The following is a 14,911-nucleotide window of genomic DNA, read 5'->3' on the forward strand; positions in this document are numbered from 1 at the left end:
AGGATTATAATTTTTTTAAGATGATAGATTTTTTATTGTTTCTAGATAGTTTTTTAATAAATGTATTCCATGTATCAATTTCTTCAACGGTAATTTTAAGTGTATTTATATAGATCTTTTTTTCTAAGATTATATAGTTGTTATCTATTTTGTAGTTTATTTCAAAACCAAACTTAGGGTTTTCAAAAGAACTGTTTTTAGGAATAAATTCATTAATATATCCTTCAGGTATTTTAAAAGAAGTTAGATATTTAGTTACGTATTTATAGTCTATTTTTTTTGCATATTTTTTTCGTTCATGTTTCACTAATTCTTTGGTGAGCAATTTATCTGTATTTAATTTGATAAATAACTGATTATCAATTTTACGAACATGATTTTTAAAATTACTTTCAAATTGAATTTGAACGGTATCATTTTTTAGTGATAAACCAGAGAGTTTTTTTGTAGTAAATGTTGTTTTATGATTACCAAGTTTAAAAAAGGTTCTAATAAAGTCTTTATCTTTATCTTTTTTTCTATCAAAAGCATGACTAAAATCTAACTTTTTGTAGCCAGTAGTTTTAGCAACATGTTTTCCTTTTAGATTAAAATCTTCGTTAAAGTTGAATTCGGACTTAATTTCAGAATAGTTTTTTTCTTTTTCTACTTCTTCTACAACAGAAATTTTAAAATCATTTTTTGATATTCCAATTAAAGCTTCTTTTCCTTGAATGAAAGGAGAGGGGTATCCAAAAGGAAGATACTCAGCAGTTGCATCTAAAAATAAAAATTTGTTATTCACTTTAACAGTGGTAATCATATGATTATCTGTATAAGTAGTAGGGAGTTCATAATAACTATATGGTTTAGAGCGTGTACCAATCCAAGTTAAAAAAGAAGGGATATTTGCATATTTCAGCATTTCATTTAAAATATTAGCCATGTCTTTACAATCACCATATTTTTTGGTAAATACATTAGCTGCATCTCTAGGAATAAAACCATTTAATCCATCTTCAAAAGCGATATAATTAATCTTTTCTTGGACAAAATAATAAATAGCTTTTATTTTTTCTTCATCAGTTTTTAAGCCTTTTATTAAGTTTGCTGTAATGTTTTTTATTTCTTCCTGGTTCGTTTTATTTATGTTGGTAATTAAAGATTGATACCATCCATATAAATCACTTACATTATTTAAAACATTCTTCTTTTCTCCATTTATTTCATAAGATTTTACAAACACTGCTATTTGTGGAAGGTAATAAACAGGAGAGAAATCGTAATTAAATTTAGCTTTAGGAATATTTAAAAATTTCCATTTGTAAGTTGTAGTAGAATTTTCATTTACTTTTTTTGAATATTCTACATTTATGGTATCTAAGTTATAGCTTTTATAAGCTATTTCAATACCTTTTTGGACAGTTACAGAAAATTCAGCATTAGCAATAGGAAAGTTATTAGAAAGATAAAAAGGATGGATAAAATGTGGATCTAGAGTGTTAATACTATAATCAAGATTTGTAATTGATTTTTCAGTTACAGCAGGAAAAGTAAATGTTTTTTGTTTTTGATCTCCAAAAAATATACCGTTTGATATAATATCTTTATCGGAATAGTCATCTACCTTCCAAATATGATTATTTCTACGACTTCTATTTCTTAAATCATTGTTTATATTATTTGTTGAAGCTTCAATTTTATAGATTTCATGAAAATTATCATAATAAACCCCTGTGTTAGCAGAAGATTTTTTTTCATTTGTTATATAAAGCTTTCGTTTATTTACTACTCGTTTTATATCTAGTTTATTTTTTTTTAAGGAGATAAATAAATGTTCAGAAAGATTTAATCCAACAACATCTTCGTTAGGGTATTTTTGAATTAACTTATTTATATCTTGGCTACTTACCGATTTTATTATAAGAAAAATCAGTGCTAAAAAAAGTTTGTTTTTCAAAGCAATTTATACATTTTTACATCTTCTGATATGACTTAAATCTTATCAATACCTTTAAGATGCCCTTATTTAAAAGGATAGTTTAAGGTTTGTTTTCTTTATTTCTATTTTTAAATAGAAGCGCAAAATTATTGTTTTTTTCTAGTTGAGACAAATAGATTTAATTCTTTGTTTTTGTTGTAATTAAATGGAAGGTTATTCTGTTTTTTACAGAATATTGTAGAGTTATAAATTATATAAAAGAATTATAAAATTTCTAAAAGCAGTTAACTATAAAAAGAGTTTGATAAAGTAAAAAAAATAGCAAGAACAAGTAAATAATTTTTTCCCTTAAATTCTTATTTAAATTAAAAAGTAGAACCATATTTAAGGTTCTACTTTAAATTTTTATCTCAAGGGACTTTCTAATAATTAATTATGTATTAACACAAGTTCCAGAAGTACAAGCGTCATCATCACATTTACATAGTTGACCAGTTGGACATAAATTACTTAGTGAACAAGTATCACCACTTAAAGGTTGCTTTGGGTTACCAATAGCTATTCCTATAGATCCATTGTTAAATTGACCAAATGCTCCTTTAATGGATTGCTGTTCTTTTTTTGTAAGTACTATACCAAGATTTGATATGTTTTTAAACATTTTTATAAAAATTAAAGTTAAGTACTCTAAAATAAATTTGATTTCTTCAAAATACAGTATCTCTTTCCTAACACAATTAATTTATTTCCAAAGTATATAAGAGAGGTGGCAATTCTTTTTAAAAGAAGGAAATCATAAATAAGTTATTTAGTATTTTTAAATAATATATTTGTTTAAGCACTAAAAGAACTGTGATGCGTGAGACAAAACGAGAGTATATAAAACGAGTTAATTTTATTTTAGACTTTATTGAAAATAATTTAGATTCTAATTTATCACTAGATAGTTTATCTAAAAAAGCTCATTATTCACCGTATCATTTTCATAGAGTATTTTCAACAGTAGTAAATGAAAGATTAAATGAGTTTATTCAAAGAAAACGAATTGAACGGATAGCTTCAATTATACTTGTTGATTCTGAAGTTTCTTTAAAAGAGTTATTATATAAGTACGGTTTTAGTAGTGATAGTTCATTTTCGAGAGCTTTTAGAATATATTATGGTGTTACCCCTACTAAATTTAAATCTGAAGGGAAACAAATACTTCGCAAGATTGGTATAGAAACTTTTTCATCTGAAAAATACATTTGTTCCATTACTAATATTAAACATTGGATTAAAATGAATGCACAAATAACAATAAAAGAGTTTCCAGAAATACAACTTGCTAGTATATCAGACATAGGAAAATTTGAAGAGACTGGAAATATGTTTCAAAAGTTAATGAAGTGGGGAAATGAAAAAAGAGTATTAGATTTTTCTAATTTCAAAGCAATTACGGTTTATCACGATAATCCAAATGTTACTGAGAAATCTAAAGTACGATTTAGTGCTGGCGTAACTATTAATCAAAATATAAATTCAGAAGGAGAAATTAGACAACTAACTTTAAAAAAAGGTATTTATGCCGTTGGGTGTTTTGAAATTAAGGCAGAAGAAATTTCAAAAGCCTGGAAGAGTATGTGTATTTGGGTTATTGAAAAAGGCTATGAATTTAGAGACGGAGATTTTTTTGAAATATATCATAATGATTCTAAAGCTCATCCAGAGCAAAAATTTATTATAGATATTTGTATTCCTCTTTATAAAATGGAGAATAGAAAGGAAAAGGAGAGGTCAAGTTTTTCAAGCTCAGAAAATGATAACAATAGTAATCCTAAAAGTTTAGGTTATCATCAGTTAATTAATTACATGAAAGAACTAAGGGCTTTTTTTAATAAAGAGTATGAAACAATATTTAGGCTTGGAAAAATTTATAAAGAAAACCCTGATTATTCTTATTTTTCATTAACAACAGCAGAATTAAAAAAGCAAAAACTTAAATATGTTATTGTTTTAAATCATAAAACATTATGTTTTTCGATTTGTTTATCAGGACAAAATAAAGAAGTTCGAAAAAAGTATTGGAGAATGTTTAAAGAAAGTGATTGGACAAAATATAACTTAACAGAAACAATAGATAATAGTTTAGAGATAATAAATCATGTAATTGAGGAAGAACCTAATTTTGATAATACAAAGAATTTAACTCAGAAAATAGAAGAAGAATCAATTAAGTTCATAAAAGAATTTGAAGGTATACTAGAGTAATAAAATGATAATAAGCTACCCAAATAAACTTTTATTGTACTAAATAATAATAGAATGATGCGTTTTATTTTTAGATGCTTTGTATTTAGCTTTTTCGTCTTTGGGACTACACATAAAACAACTACAAGGTTTACCAGTAGTTTTAAGAACATAATGCTCGGTATCGGTGAAGCCGTAATTTTTTAATCGTTTTTTGTATTTATAAAATCCTTTTAGACGTCTTTGAAATTTATTCATAAATAGTCGTTTAAAACAAAAATACTAAATTCAAAACTGTAGAAAAAGGAGCCTCTTTCCCGAACTCCTTTTATCTACATCGCGTGTCGTCCCCACAACACAATAATTCAAAATTAAGATATTAATAATTGTGAATAAAGAGATGAAGTGTAATTGTATAGTATAAAAGACGGAAAATATAAAAGAAAGATAGAGGAATTATTAAAAAAGACAGTAGTAAAACTTGTTTGTTTTCTATAGTGAAGAATATATTTATAGCGCTTGTCGTTTTTTTGAAAACAATAATAATTAGAGTAATTTGAAAGAAGTATTTTTATCAATAAACTGAATAAATTCTGTAATTACATTATCATTTAAGTTTTGTCTTTCTTCTAATTCTACTTTATATAAACCATTTCTTTGAATAATTGTAGTAATAACAAGATTAGACTTTTTTGAAAAAAGCGAAGCGGTTTCAATAAATTCTCTTAAATGAGAATGTTCAAAATAAAAAGTGTTCATACTTATGTTTGATGAAAAAGATTAGTTGTGAGATTTTTTTGAGTTATTTAGTATTATGATTTTAAATGTTATCATTAAATATAATGAAAATAAATTTTATTTAATTAAATATATCAAATTCAAAAACTAACAACTGTAATAAAACCGTAAAATAAGTAAGGTAGAGTAGTAAATTTAAAGTAAAAAAGCTGACTTAATACTTTTAATCTAGAAGTTTTATGGTATACTTTTTGGTGAAAAAATAGAATATTTATACTTAATTTTTAAATAATAAATAATGTTAAAATTGCTAAGATTTGTACCAATAGTTTTCTTGTTTTTAATAGGATGTAATAATGTAAAAGTTAAAGAAGGACAAGAAAAAACAGTAAAAGGAATATATTTAAGTTTAAAAGATATATCCAAAAGTCAATTGGATATTCATGATCCTTCTCATGCATTATTTCGTACGTCAATAAAATCTGCTATCAAAAATTTAAATGAAAAAGATTTATCATCCCTTTTTGACATGTTTTTGGCTAAGAATAAACAAGGAACTGTGCCTTTTGTTGTGTGTGATGAAATAGTAAATAAGTTAGGGCAAAAAAAGACAAAAGAAGCAGCAAATCAATTAATCAAAATATATTTTAAACACAGAGTTTTTTTTGATGGGGAAATGGCATTGAATTTAAGATGTGCATTTAAAAACTTAGGTACTGTAGGATTGAATGCTTTGGAGAAAGAAGAAAAAGCTCAAAAGGATAGGTTTCTTGAAGATATAAAAAAAATGATAATTAATAATGAAGCCTGTATATAGTAAAGTATTAGTCTGTTTAATATTTTTAAAATATTAATTACCTTTTTAAATAATTTGTCTAAAAAAAGAGAAGAAGTAATTTTATAAAAATTAACTCTTCTCAAATTTAACTATTATGTAAATAAAATTATTACTTCAACTTCAATTTACTAGCTTAAGATAATTTTAGAAAATAAGATAAGTATAAAATATAAAATAAATCGATCTCTATTTTGATTAGTTATTTAATATATAAGTTTAAAATACTCATTATTAGCCCAGATTTTATTGTTTAATTAATAAGAACAAAAAAATGATAGACTTATGAAGCCTCGAGTAAGGATATTCTTTTATTTATTTTCTCAAGATTTGTTAACTGCTCAATTAAGAGTTTTTGATGTTTACTTTTTAGGAGTTCATCGGTAGTTTTATCTACAATATTAAAATGATAATTAAAAGATTCCATATGTTGCTCAGCAATATTATTGAGACGGAACAGTTTAGGATACACAATTAATTTTTTAATTTTTGTAATTACATGCAGTAAAAATGATTTTAAATTTTTCATAATTCAGAAGCTTTTATATTAATAACAGTTAAATTGCTAAAAGCCCTAATTAAAAGCGCATATTGAAAAATATAATTAATAATAGAAAGAGGAAAGTGAGTTAAGTTTTTAATCTTACTGAATAAATTTTATTGATATAATTTATAAGAGTGAATGTCAATGTTTATTCTTTATTCATAATTGAATAATAAATTAAGAATAAAGTGAAGGTGGATATAAAAAGGAAATTCTTAGTAAAAAGAAAATATTGTTATAATAATATTGATGGCATTCTATTATAGAAATAATAATTAATGATAAAAAAATCCCCTCGAAACATTCGAGGGGATAAATTAATACTAGACACAGTCATTAAATAAAGCAGTGGCAACTTGAGTACAACCACCTCTATAATTTAAACAATGACCAGCAGGACAATATCCTTGTTCGTTTCCTCCTTTAATAGATTTTTGGTCTAATTTACTTAATGATTTACCTAGTGTTGAAATGTTCTTTAACATAATAATAGTTTTTAAGTTTTTCAAACTTAGAAATTAATGAAAAAAGTAAAGTAGATAAAACCGTAATATTAGTAAGGTTTTTCCTTATTTAACTATAATTAACATTAAAAAATAATAAGCAATATATTTTTTATTTACATAGAATTTTATGGTAAAAAACTAAAAATGATAGTTAAGTTTAATAGAGTAGCATGGGGTATAAGTAAAAGAAAAACAAACTAAAGTCCGATTATAGATTATTATGAGTTGCTTTTTTACTCATTGGATAGACCAAAATCACGTGATTCATTAATATTACACGACATAAGTGGGAAACAACGATGTTTAACTATAATTGAATGGAGCTATAAAAGAATTGTTTTAAAGAGTGTATAAAAAGAAAAGCTTCTTTAGAAGCTTTTCTTCATTAAACAAAAATAGCTTTACCCCTAAAGTTGTTTTTGTATATATAAAACGAGTTAAGTTGGTTTTACCCTAAAAAAGAGTATAATAAAGGTTATTTTCTTTTATATGTATAGGTAAATGTTTTCCCGTTTTCTTTGTCTGTAAATGAGAAAGTATTATTGTTATCTTTAAAAGTAAGTTCTCTAAGGCTTGGAGAAGAATCTTCTGTTAAAGTAATTCCATAGGTATTACCATTGTGTTTACTCCATTTACCAGAAGCGGTCCCGTCATCAATACATTTATTTTCATATTCTTCAAAAGAAGAAATAGAAATATTACCATTTTCTTCTACATTAAAAGTAGTTTTCTTTTCGCAATCACTTACTTCTTTTCCTTGGTAAGAAAATTTATACCAGTTACCAATAAAAGGATCTTTCATATCTTGATTAGAATCAGTACATGATAAAAATGAAATAAAAGTAAATGTTAAGATTAATAGTTTTTTCATAATAATAGTTTTTTAAGTTTGCGAAAGTATTAAAAATTGACAGGAAATTAAATGAAAAATAATTTTAATAGTCGTATTATGAAGAGAGTAAAATAGAAAACCTATAATAAATTCTATTTTGATATAAATAACGAGAATTTTAAAATTCCCGTTATTTAAAAATAATAAAGTTAATTATATTAAAGTGTACATCTACCAAAACTATTAATATAAAAAGGGAAACGACAATCACGACCATCTCTATCCGTATCGCAATTTGGATTAAAGCTAACATCAGAGTCAAAATCATCACAGTATCCTTCTGGCAACCAATTACTACCTTTAATGTTTTTTTGCTCTTGTTTACTAATTGTTTTTCCTAAATTCTTAAATTTTTCTAACATAATATATAATTTAAAAGTTTTTTAAACATATAAACTATAGAATAAAAAAGAATCTAAAAATCCGTAATAAAAGTAAGGCTTTACCTTGTTTAACTAAAGTTAACATTTTTAATGTTTTAGGCTCTTAAATTTTCAAAACAGATAGATGATTTATGGTAAATAAATTTCTACTTTAGCTTAATGCTTATTAAGAAGCATACATGTATTAACTTCAATGATAAAAAGTCTTAAATAACAAAAAACAGATTAAAAAGAATATTGAAATGGAAAAACTATTTGTGTATGGTACTTTAGGACCAGAAAGACCAAATGAGCATATATTGAAAAATATAGGAGGAGAGTGGAAAGAAGGATATGTTTTTGGGAAATTATATAAAGAAGGTTGGGGGGCTGATGTAGGTTTTCCGGGAATACGACTTGAAGATAAAGTTGAAAAGGTTGAAGGGTTCGTATTTTATTCAGATAAATTAGAAAATAGTTGGAAGGACTTAGATGAATTTGAAGGAGAAGCATACCAAAGAATAAAAACAAAAGTGATATTAAAAGATACAGAAGAAGAAATTGAGGCTTATGTTTATTCTTTAAAATAAACTTTAGAGAATAATTTCCTTAAGGCACCTTCAGATATTTAAGTTCTTAAACTTAAAATTTAAGAAATATCAAAAAAAATATAAAATAAGCGAACCGAAGTCCGCTTATTTTTTTGATTTATTAAGGACAAGGATCAATATATGGCATACAAGTATTGATATATCCTCCAATACATTCGAAATATTTGTAGCATGATCTACGACCACCGTTAATAGAAATTTGTTCATCTTTTTTTAATAATGAACCTAAGTTAGAAATGTTTTTTAACATGATTTAAGGATTTTAATTTCTTAAAATTAAATAGTTAATAATTAAATCAGCTATATAAAACCTTAGAAAAAGTAAGGTTTTTCCTTACTTAATTTAAAAAAAAACAGTAAAAAAACTTTAAAATAGTAGTTTAATCATCATCGCTATCAAATGAATCAAAATATTGATCATTAGTCTTGTATTTTTCAAAATCAAGATCATCAGTTTTTTGAGAATATCTACGATATGATTTTAGGAGGAAGAAATATTCCTCCAAGAATAATTATTAAAATTACAATAAAGGTTTCCATTATCTCGGCAATTTTCATAAATATAAAGAATAACTTTAGTTAGAGTTTCTCAACAGATATACATAGGTCAAGAAGAAATAGTTAGTGGAGGGTATAGGTCCTCGCGATGTGAGAGATTTATGGTATAAAAGTTTAGGCGATGTAAAACTAAGGGGTAAAATACTAAAAAAGGATCCTATTAGATAGGATCCATTTAATTTTTATAATTGAGTTTCCCTACTCGCTATAAAGTAGGTTTGTCTCTTTTATTTATGAACCTTACAAAATGAATCAAAAAAAAATAAATAATAGAAAAAGCAACAAAAGAAAATTCGAAAAATAAGTTTAAAGAGGAGGGGAAATTTATCCCAATATAAATAAATCAAAGATAAAACAGTTTTGAGATTTTGAAAATTGAAACACCAACATTTAAAAATCACATATTTTAAATGATATTAAGAGGCTTGAGGATTAACAAATGAACTTATAATGGTTATTACTTTACTTCCGATGAAACTGAAAACATTGTAGAAAAAATGTTATTAGAAGCAAAGTTGATGATGCTATAAAAGATATATTATATGAAAGTTTAGGCGATGCAAAACGGGGAGTTTATAATTAAGTATTAATAACTCAGGAGTAAAATACTAAAAAAGGACCCTATTAGATAGAGTCCATTTAATTTTTATAATTGAGTTTCCCTACTCGCTATAAAGTAGGTTTGTCTCTTTTATTTGTTAACCTTACAGATTGAGTCAAAAAAAATAAATAATAGAAAAAGTGACAAAAGAAAATTTGAAAAATTAGTTTAAAGAGGGGTAGAGGCTTATTCCAATTTGAGTAAATCAAAAAATAAAGTAGCTTTTTGGGGTTTTTGAAAACTGAAAAATTCATTGATATAATTGTCTTAAATAAAGTAAGTTTTATTTCTAATGAATAGAATTTTACTTATAAAGAAATATAAAAATTTCTGTTACTGGAAGTATCAATCTGAGAAACAATATATTTGTTTTGATATAACTAGTTACAATTAATATAATATGACGAGAATAATAGTTGAAAGTTTACTTCAATTAATAATTATATTGCCGATTCTTCTATTGACTTTGAAAAATAAGAAAATTTCAACATTGAAAATTTTAATAGTATTTGTTATTTTTTTTCTTTTTAATAAAATTTTATGCTCTTTACCGATTATTTATCCTGAAGTAAGAATTAACAATTGGAATGCTAATTGGAATTGGACTGGAAAAATCTACGCAATAATCGGAACAATAATATTCTTATTAATCTACAGAAAATATCCGTTATCTGACTATTTTTTTACTTTTAAGCAAAACAAAAAATTTCTTAAAAAAGGTGTTTTTTTAATCATTTCGATTTTATTAATTCAAATTGTAACAGCATTTTATTCGTCTTCTAAACCATTAAGTTTAGAAACACTTTTTTTTCAATATTCAATACCAGGAATAGATGAAGAAATTGCATATAGAGGAATAATGCTTGGGTTATTGGTTAAAGTTTTAAAAAGTAAAAATCTGATTTTGAATCCCTCTGTTTGGATAACAGCAATATTATTTGGAATGGTACACGGATTTTTCCTTTCAAAAAATTTTGAAGTTATTTTTGAATTTCAACCATTTTTATGGACTACGGTATATGGTTTGATTTGGGGTTGGATGACTATTAAAAGCGGTAGTATTTTATTAGCTTTAATTTCTCATAACTTAGGAAATGGAACATTAAGTTTAATTCAGATGAGATAACATATAGGTAGTTCTAGTTTACTTGCGAAAATTTTAGGTGATTTACTATTAGGCTTGCACTTATTAATTTAGTTACTCAATCAAACAAGCAGCGAAATTATATTTTAGTGCGTTAAAATATTGCCTATCATATATCAATATTTGTAAAGTGTTGATTTTTTATATCTGAAAAATAGAAAATGAATTATAAATTAATTGTAGCACGAAGATTATAAGAAAAAGAAAAGCGAACCGAAGTCCGCTTGAGTTGTTAATTATGATAAACCTAGTACACAATCACAATTTTCGTCTCTGTGATAACCTTCTGGACAAGGTATTGTTATTAAAAGGCAATCTTCATTGAATCCTCCATTAATAGATTGTTGTTCTGATTTGTTTAAGGTTGTACCTAAGTTTGAAATGTTCTTTAACATAATTTGAATTTTAAATTTCTCAAATCTAAGTAATGAAAATTAACATAACCGATAAAAAACCGTAATAAAACTAAGGATTCACCTTACTTAACTAAAATTAACAAATAATATAAATAGTGTAGCTTATTTAATAGGGCTCAAACAACCAAATGCATGATAATAAGTTACAATATGATTGTAATCAAACTCATTAATGAGCTCGGCTAAAGGAATAAATGTAAAAATTATAGCGAAGAAAATAGCAAAGTATTTAATTCTGAGAGAAACTTTTTTAGTTTCTACATATTCGATATTAAGTTGGTCATAGCTGTTTTTCATAGAGTAAAAATAGTAAAAACAAAATAAAGTAAAAGTGTAGTAGCTCAGCTCTATTAAAAAACTGAAAGAAGCTCATTGATATAATGGTAGTAAATAGTTATTTCTCTAACTTAGCTTGAAAGAAAAAGAGATATAAATACGCAGATTTCTTTACCAAATTAGGTGTATAACGACGTATTTTATGTGTATGTAAACAAATTGCCAATAATACCTAAAACATAAACCAGAACTAATTTTAACTGAATGGAATTTTCAAAGGATTATAAAGAACTTGGAGAAATAATCGTAAAAAAATTACGAGATGAAAACTTTAAATATTATTCCGAAAAGAGAGATTTTGGGAAATCTATGACTGCAAAAGAATACTCTGAATTACCAAGAAATCCGAATTTAGCGCCTGAATTACAACAATTGGAAGATGAACGATTTGAGTTTTTTAACGGATTAAACGAAAGGCAAACGGAAATTTTAAACCGATTTATTCTAAATGTTTTGGATTCTACCGCATTTAATTTCTTGAGAGAAATTGAAGAGAACCTAAACAATAACGAAAGTATCGGACTAACTATAAATGGACAAAAAGTTGAGAATTTAACGACCGAATTATTATCTGGAAGTTTATTCGGAGAATATTTTTTATGGACTGAAAAGAGTAGCGAATTTGGAGAGTTTCAACAATAATAAAAAAGTACTACAGGCAACAAAGCATATAAAAAATGCTGCTTTTAATTTTAACCAATGCTAGTTTCTTGTTTGTTATCTTATGATTTTCCTTTGGAAAACCCTCGCATAAAAACACATAACTTTTTATATACAAACTGTTGTCATTCATTGAGAAGCAATACTAAAGAAACACCTTTTTAAAGTGTTTTTTATATTAAAAAATTACAAAATGAATATTAAAATAAGTGTAATTAATTTAATTGGGGTAGTGCTTTAAACTGTAAAGGTTCTAGTGGGTATGGCTGGTCCCAACCTACTAAACAAGTATATACTGTTTGGGGAGCTGCGTAATTATAATCTAACACATCAACAAATTCAGCTAATGGAATGAGAACAAAAATTAGTATTAAAAGAAAAGTTGTGTATTTAACAAAAGAAGAAACTTTTTTAGTTTCTACATATTCGATATTAAGTTGGTCATAGCTGTTTTTCATAAAGTAAAATTAATAAAAACAAAATAAAGTAAAAGTGTAGATTATTTAATTATTCTTTCTTTTTCGATAGTAGTCATAAAAAATATGCAATAGAATCAAACTTATAGATACTGTTAGAATTAAGGGTAAGTTAAAAAAATACATGAATCGAGTATACAAATTTTAAAACAGTAGAAAAAAGGAGCATAAAAATGCTCCCTTCAAAATCTAAAAGAAATCCCCCTAGTAAATCAATTTCTGTTCTTAATTATAGACGAGGAATTATTGGGAGCTTACAAAATTTATTTAAAAAAAAAACTGTAATATTTTAAATATGCGTAAAGATTTTTATACAAAAAAAACAATTATATCAATAGAGATTTTCACATCATTGATACCAAAATTAAAATAAGAATTAATTAAAGATTTTCATAGGGAAGTAAATATACTTTGGTTTAGTTTTTCCTATTGTAGAATTCCTTTTTAAAACATAAAACTGTAGAATTAAGAGAATTTATAATACAAAGCTATTATTAAAATGATGATTACAATTACAATCCACCCCTTTCTGGTGTTAAGTAAAAGATCAAAAATAAATTCTATAAATGTGTTCATGAGAACAAATATAAACAATAAAAATAGTGTAGTATGAAGAATGTGAATAATCAAAGCGAACTTTAGTTCACTTTGATTTAACAATTCATTGTTGCTTATTCACGACAATAACAACAATTATTATCAGGAGTACAAGGTAATTGAGCAGATTTACATACATCACAGATTCCTAGTTCTCCTCCATTGATAGTTCGTTGCTCTCTTTTGTTTAGGATGGTACCTAAGTTTGAAATGTTCTTTAACATAATTTGAGTTTTAAATTTCTCAAATCTAAGTAGTAAATGATAAGAAGATTAATTAAAAACCATAAAAAAAGTAAGGATATACCTTACTTAACTAAAATTAACAAATAACATAAATAGTGTAGAAATCATGAGAAATAAAGAGAAGAAAAAAGCGACCCGAAAGTCGCTAGTAATTAGCATGCTTCTCCACATGCTTCTACTCGATCTGGACCACATGCAATAACAATGTCACCAGTTAAGCATTTACAGTAATAGCAATCAGGACTGTTACCTCCTGATATATTACGTTGTTTAGTTTTAGATAATTCGTTTCCTAATTTAGAAATGTTTTTTAACATAATTTGAGGTTTAAATTTCTCAAAACTAAGTAGTAAATGATAAGAAGGTTAAATAAAAGCCGTAAAAAAAGTAAGGTTTTATCGTAAAATATTAAGAAGTAGAAAAACTGTAGTTAATCTTCTTTGTCCATTTCCTTGTTGTCAAGATATTCTGCAAGGGCTGGAAAAATGATTCCTAAAACGATAAATGAGATTAACCACCACATAATACAAAAGTATTAAAAGCAAAATAATAGTAGGTGTTTTAATCAAAATAATGAAGAATGATAAATGTAGTGCTTAATATACCTAATGTAATTATAACCCATAGTTTATACTTTTTAGTTTTTTTATCTATAAAAGCGGGAGGATAAATATTACTAGATATTAAGAAAATTATTATTAAGAATAATAAAGCATTTTTCATAGTTAAACAATTTGAGCAAATATAAAAAACTAAAAATAATTGTAGTTAAGATAGGAATATTGCGTAGATGAATATACCAACGAAATATAAGATTCGTGAAATATTACGAGCAAGTTTTCTGTAAATATCTTCAACGAAATAATAAATAATTAAATTGATAGCAATAAGTATAATTAAACCATAAAGGAACCCTTCATATTTCATGAAGCGAAAATAGGAAAAACAAAATAAAGTAAAAGTGTAGAAAATAAGCAATGAAGCTAGGAGCCATTTCTATTTACAGGAAGTATTTACTGATTTATTTCCAATAATTAAAGCAAAGTCAAACCTTCCAGTAGATGCTAAAGTTTATTGCAGACTAGGGAATTAATTAAAGTACTAAGGATTTATGGGAATTATAAGGTTAACCCTAAGAAGTATAAAGAATACTTTACTGAAGGGATAGAAGAAAAAGAGATTATTTTAGAATTATAATAACTATAATTGTATTCAAGTTTAAATGAGACGTCATTAAACT

The 14,911-nt window shown here is 25.3% G+C and carries 19 protein-coding genes; 5 read left to right on the forward strand and 14 right to left on the reverse strand.

The window, feature by feature from the left end; translation table 11 throughout:
- Positions 1 to 4: 4 nt before the first annotated feature.
- Both Q0958_RS04905 and Q0958_RS04910 read right to left on the reverse strand, forming a co-directional pair.
- Positions 5 to 1,939 carry a transglutaminase domain-containing protein gene (locus tag Q0958_RS04905; protein WP_299120422.1) on the reverse strand — a complete coding sequence of 645 codons (1,935 nt, stop codon included), beginning with the start codon at positions 1,937 to 1,939 and terminating at the stop codon, positions 5 to 7.
- A 415-nt stretch (positions 1,940 to 2,354) separates the two neighbouring features.
- Positions 2,355 to 2,582 (reverse strand): hypothetical protein, encoded by a 228-nt coding sequence (locus tag Q0958_RS04910; RefSeq protein WP_299120425.1) that lies wholly within the window; start codon positions 2,580 to 2,582, stop codon positions 2,355 to 2,357.
- Positions 2,583 to 2,776: 194 nt separating this feature from the next.
- Here Q0958_RS04910 and Q0958_RS04915 point away from each other — a divergent pair, with 194 nt between their 5' ends.
- Entirely contained in the window at positions 2,777 to 4,171 is a 1,395-nt protein-coding gene (locus Q0958_RS04915; RefSeq protein WP_299120427.1) for a GyrI-like domain-containing protein, read from the forward strand.
- Positions 4,172 to 4,210: 39 nt separating this feature from the next.
- On the opposite strand, the gene Q0958_RS04920 is transcribed toward Q0958_RS04915, so the two are convergent.
- Together Q0958_RS04920 and Q0958_RS04925 are read right to left on the reverse strand one after the other, a co-directional pair.
- Entirely contained in the window at positions 4,211 to 4,408 is a 198-nt protein-coding gene (locus tag Q0958_RS04920; RefSeq protein WP_299120430.1) for a hypothetical protein, read from the reverse strand.
- A 288-nt stretch (positions 4,409 to 4,696) separates the two neighbouring features.
- The gene (locus Q0958_RS04925) at positions 4,697 to 4,909 is read right to left on the reverse strand and encodes a hypothetical protein (protein WP_299120433.1); all 213 of its coding nucleotides are present in this window, start codon (positions 4,907 to 4,909) and stop codon (positions 4,697 to 4,699) included.
- Between the two features lie 277 nt (positions 4,910 to 5,186).
- Between Q0958_RS04925 and Q0958_RS04930 the strand changes: the two genes are divergently transcribed.
- Positions 5,187 to 5,705, forward strand: coding sequence for a hypothetical protein (locus Q0958_RS04930; RefSeq protein ID WP_299120437.1), 519 nt, complete (start codon positions 5,187 to 5,189; stop codon positions 5,703 to 5,705).
- Positions 5,706 to 6,006: 301 nt separating this feature from the next.
- Here Q0958_RS04930 and Q0958_RS04935 read toward each other — a convergent pair whose 3' ends face one another.
- From Q0958_RS04935 to Q0958_RS04950, 4 genes are all read right to left on the reverse strand, one after another.
- Positions 6,007 to 6,252 carry a hypothetical protein gene (locus tag Q0958_RS04935; RefSeq protein WP_299120440.1) on the reverse strand — a complete coding sequence of 82 codons (246 nt, stop codon included), beginning with the start codon at positions 6,250 to 6,252 and terminating at the stop codon, positions 6,007 to 6,009.
- A 338-nt stretch (positions 6,253 to 6,590) separates the two neighbouring features.
- Positions 6,591 to 6,752 (reverse strand): hypothetical protein, encoded by a 162-nt coding sequence (locus Q0958_RS04940; protein WP_299120443.1) that lies wholly within the window; start codon positions 6,750 to 6,752, stop codon positions 6,591 to 6,593.
- 496 nt (positions 6,753 to 7,248) lie between these two features.
- Positions 7,249 to 7,644 carry a hypothetical protein gene (locus tag Q0958_RS04945; RefSeq protein WP_299120445.1) on the reverse strand — a complete coding sequence of 132 codons (396 nt, stop codon included), beginning with the start codon at positions 7,642 to 7,644 and terminating at the stop codon, positions 7,249 to 7,251.
- A gap of 179 nt (positions 7,645 to 7,823) precedes the next feature.
- The gene (locus tag Q0958_RS04950; protein WP_299120448.1) at positions 7,824 to 8,027 is read right to left on the reverse strand and encodes a hypothetical protein; all 204 of its coding nucleotides are present in this window, start codon (positions 8,025 to 8,027) and stop codon (positions 7,824 to 7,826) included.
- 263 nt (positions 8,028 to 8,290) lie between these two features.
- On the opposite strand from Q0958_RS04950, the gene Q0958_RS04955 reads away from it, so the two are divergent.
- On the forward strand, positions 8,291 to 8,617 hold the full coding sequence (locus Q0958_RS04955) for a gamma-glutamylcyclotransferase (RefSeq protein ID WP_299120450.1): 327 nt from the start codon (positions 8,291 to 8,293) through the stop codon (positions 8,615 to 8,617).
- 121 nt (positions 8,618 to 8,738) lie between these two features.
- Here the strand turns inward: Q0958_RS04955 and Q0958_RS04960 are convergent, their stop codons facing one another.
- Entirely contained in the window at positions 8,739 to 8,888 is a 150-nt protein-coding gene (locus Q0958_RS04960; protein ID WP_299120453.1) for a hypothetical protein, read from the reverse strand.
- Positions 8,889 to 10,287: 1,399 nt separating this feature from the next.
- On the opposite strand from Q0958_RS04960, the gene Q0958_RS04965 reads away from it, so the two are divergent.
- Positions 10,288 to 10,923, forward strand: coding sequence for a CPBP family intramembrane glutamic endopeptidase (locus Q0958_RS04965; protein ID WP_299120455.1), 636 nt, complete (start codon positions 10,288 to 10,290; stop codon positions 10,921 to 10,923).
- Positions 10,924 to 11,177: 254 nt separating this feature from the next.
- Here the strand turns inward: Q0958_RS04965 and Q0958_RS04970 are convergent, their stop codons facing one another.
- On the reverse strand, positions 11,178 to 11,336 hold the full coding sequence (locus tag Q0958_RS04970) for a hypothetical protein (RefSeq protein ID WP_299120460.1): 159 nt from the start codon (positions 11,334 to 11,336) through the stop codon (positions 11,178 to 11,180).
- 123 nt (positions 11,337 to 11,459) lie between these two features.
- A complete protein-coding gene (locus tag Q0958_RS04975; RefSeq protein ID WP_299120463.1) occupies positions 11,460 to 11,654 on the reverse strand; it encodes a hypothetical protein in 195 nt (64 codons plus the stop codon).
- A gap of 243 nt (positions 11,655 to 11,897) precedes the next feature.
- Between Q0958_RS04975 and Q0958_RS04980 the strand changes: the two genes are divergently transcribed.
- Positions 11,898 to 12,335 (forward strand): hypothetical protein, encoded by a 438-nt coding sequence (locus Q0958_RS04980; protein ID WP_299120466.1) that lies wholly within the window; start codon positions 11,898 to 11,900, stop codon positions 12,333 to 12,335.
- 233 nt (positions 12,336 to 12,568) lie between these two features.
- On the opposite strand, the gene Q0958_RS04985 is transcribed toward Q0958_RS04980, so the two are convergent.
- From Q0958_RS04985 to Q0958_RS04995, 3 genes are all read right to left on the reverse strand, one after another.
- Positions 12,569 to 12,811 carry a hypothetical protein gene (locus Q0958_RS04985; protein WP_299120469.1) on the reverse strand — a complete coding sequence of 81 codons (243 nt, stop codon included), beginning with the start codon at positions 12,809 to 12,811 and terminating at the stop codon, positions 12,569 to 12,571.
- A gap of 689 nt (positions 12,812 to 13,500) precedes the next feature.
- On the reverse strand, positions 13,501 to 13,650 hold the full coding sequence (locus Q0958_RS04990; protein ID WP_299120471.1) for a hypothetical protein: 150 nt from the start codon (positions 13,648 to 13,650) through the stop codon (positions 13,501 to 13,503).
- A 173-nt stretch (positions 13,651 to 13,823) separates the two neighbouring features.
- On the reverse strand, positions 13,824 to 13,988 hold the full coding sequence (locus Q0958_RS04995) for a hypothetical protein (protein ID WP_299120473.1): 165 nt from the start codon (positions 13,986 to 13,988) through the stop codon (positions 13,824 to 13,826).
- Positions 13,989 to 14,911 lie beyond the last annotated feature (923 nt).

It is taken from the genome of uncultured Tenacibaculum sp. (genome assembly GCF_947499065.1).
In the GTDB taxonomy this organism is placed as follows: domain Bacteria; phylum Bacteroidota; class Bacteroidia; order Flavobacteriales; family Flavobacteriaceae; genus Polaribacter.

Coding starts and splice junctions, on each gene's coding strand:
- Q0958_RS04990 (WP_299120471.1), bottom strand. CDS start 13,650: ATGTTAAAGAACATTTCAAACTTAGGTACCATCCTAAACAAAAGAGAG.
- Q0958_RS04935 (WP_299120440.1), bottom strand. CDS start 6,252: ATGAAAAATTTAAAATCATTTTTACTGCATGTAATTACAAAAATTAAA.
- Q0958_RS04915 (WP_299120427.1), top strand. CDS start 2,777: ATGCGTGAGACAAAACGAGAGTATATAAAACGAGTTAATTTTATTTTA.
- Q0958_RS04930 (WP_299120437.1), top strand. CDS start 5,187: ATGTTAAAATTGCTAAGATTTGTACCAATAGTTTTCTTGTTTTTAATA.
- Q0958_RS04940 (WP_299120443.1), bottom strand. CDS start 6,752: ATGTTAAAGAACATTTCAACACTAGGTAAATCATTAAGTAAATTAGAC.
- Q0958_RS04985 (WP_299120469.1), bottom strand. CDS start 12,811: ATGAAAAACAGCTATGACCAACTTAATATCGAATATGTAGAAACTAAA.
- Q0958_RS04925 (WP_299120433.1), bottom strand. CDS start 4,909: ATGAACACTTTTTATTTTGAACATTCTCATTTAAGAGAATTTATTGAA.
- Q0958_RS04970 (WP_299120460.1), bottom strand. CDS start 11,336: ATGTTAAAGAACATTTCAAACTTAGGTACAACCTTAAACAAATCAGAA.
- Q0958_RS04950 (WP_299120448.1), bottom strand. CDS start 8,027: ATGTTAGAAAAATTTAAGAATTTAGGAAAAACAATTAGTAAACAAGAG.
- Q0958_RS04960 (WP_299120453.1), bottom strand. CDS start 8,888: ATGTTAAAAAACATTTCTAACTTAGGTTCATTATTAAAAAAAGATGAA.
- Q0958_RS04945 (WP_299120445.1), bottom strand. CDS start 7,644: ATGAAAAAACTATTAATCTTAACATTTACTTTTATTTCATTTTTATCA.
- Q0958_RS04975 (WP_299120463.1), bottom strand. CDS start 11,654: ATGAAAAACAGCTATGACCAACTTAATATCGAATATGTAGAAACTAAA.
- Q0958_RS04980 (WP_299120466.1), top strand. CDS start 11,898: ATGGAATTTTCAAAGGATTATAAAGAACTTGGAGAAATAATCGTAAAA.
- Q0958_RS04920 (WP_299120430.1), bottom strand. CDS start 4,408: ATGAATAAATTTCAAAGACGTCTAAAAGGATTTTATAAATACAAAAAA.
- Q0958_RS04995 (WP_299120473.1), bottom strand. CDS start 13,988: ATGTTAAAAAACATTTCTAAATTAGGAAACGAATTATCTAAAACTAAA.
- Q0958_RS04955 (WP_299120450.1), top strand. CDS start 8,291: ATGGAAAAACTATTTGTGTATGGTACTTTAGGACCAGAAAGACCAAAT.
- Q0958_RS04910 (WP_299120425.1), bottom strand. CDS start 2,582: ATGTTTAAAAACATATCAAATCTTGGTATAGTACTTACAAAAAAAGAA.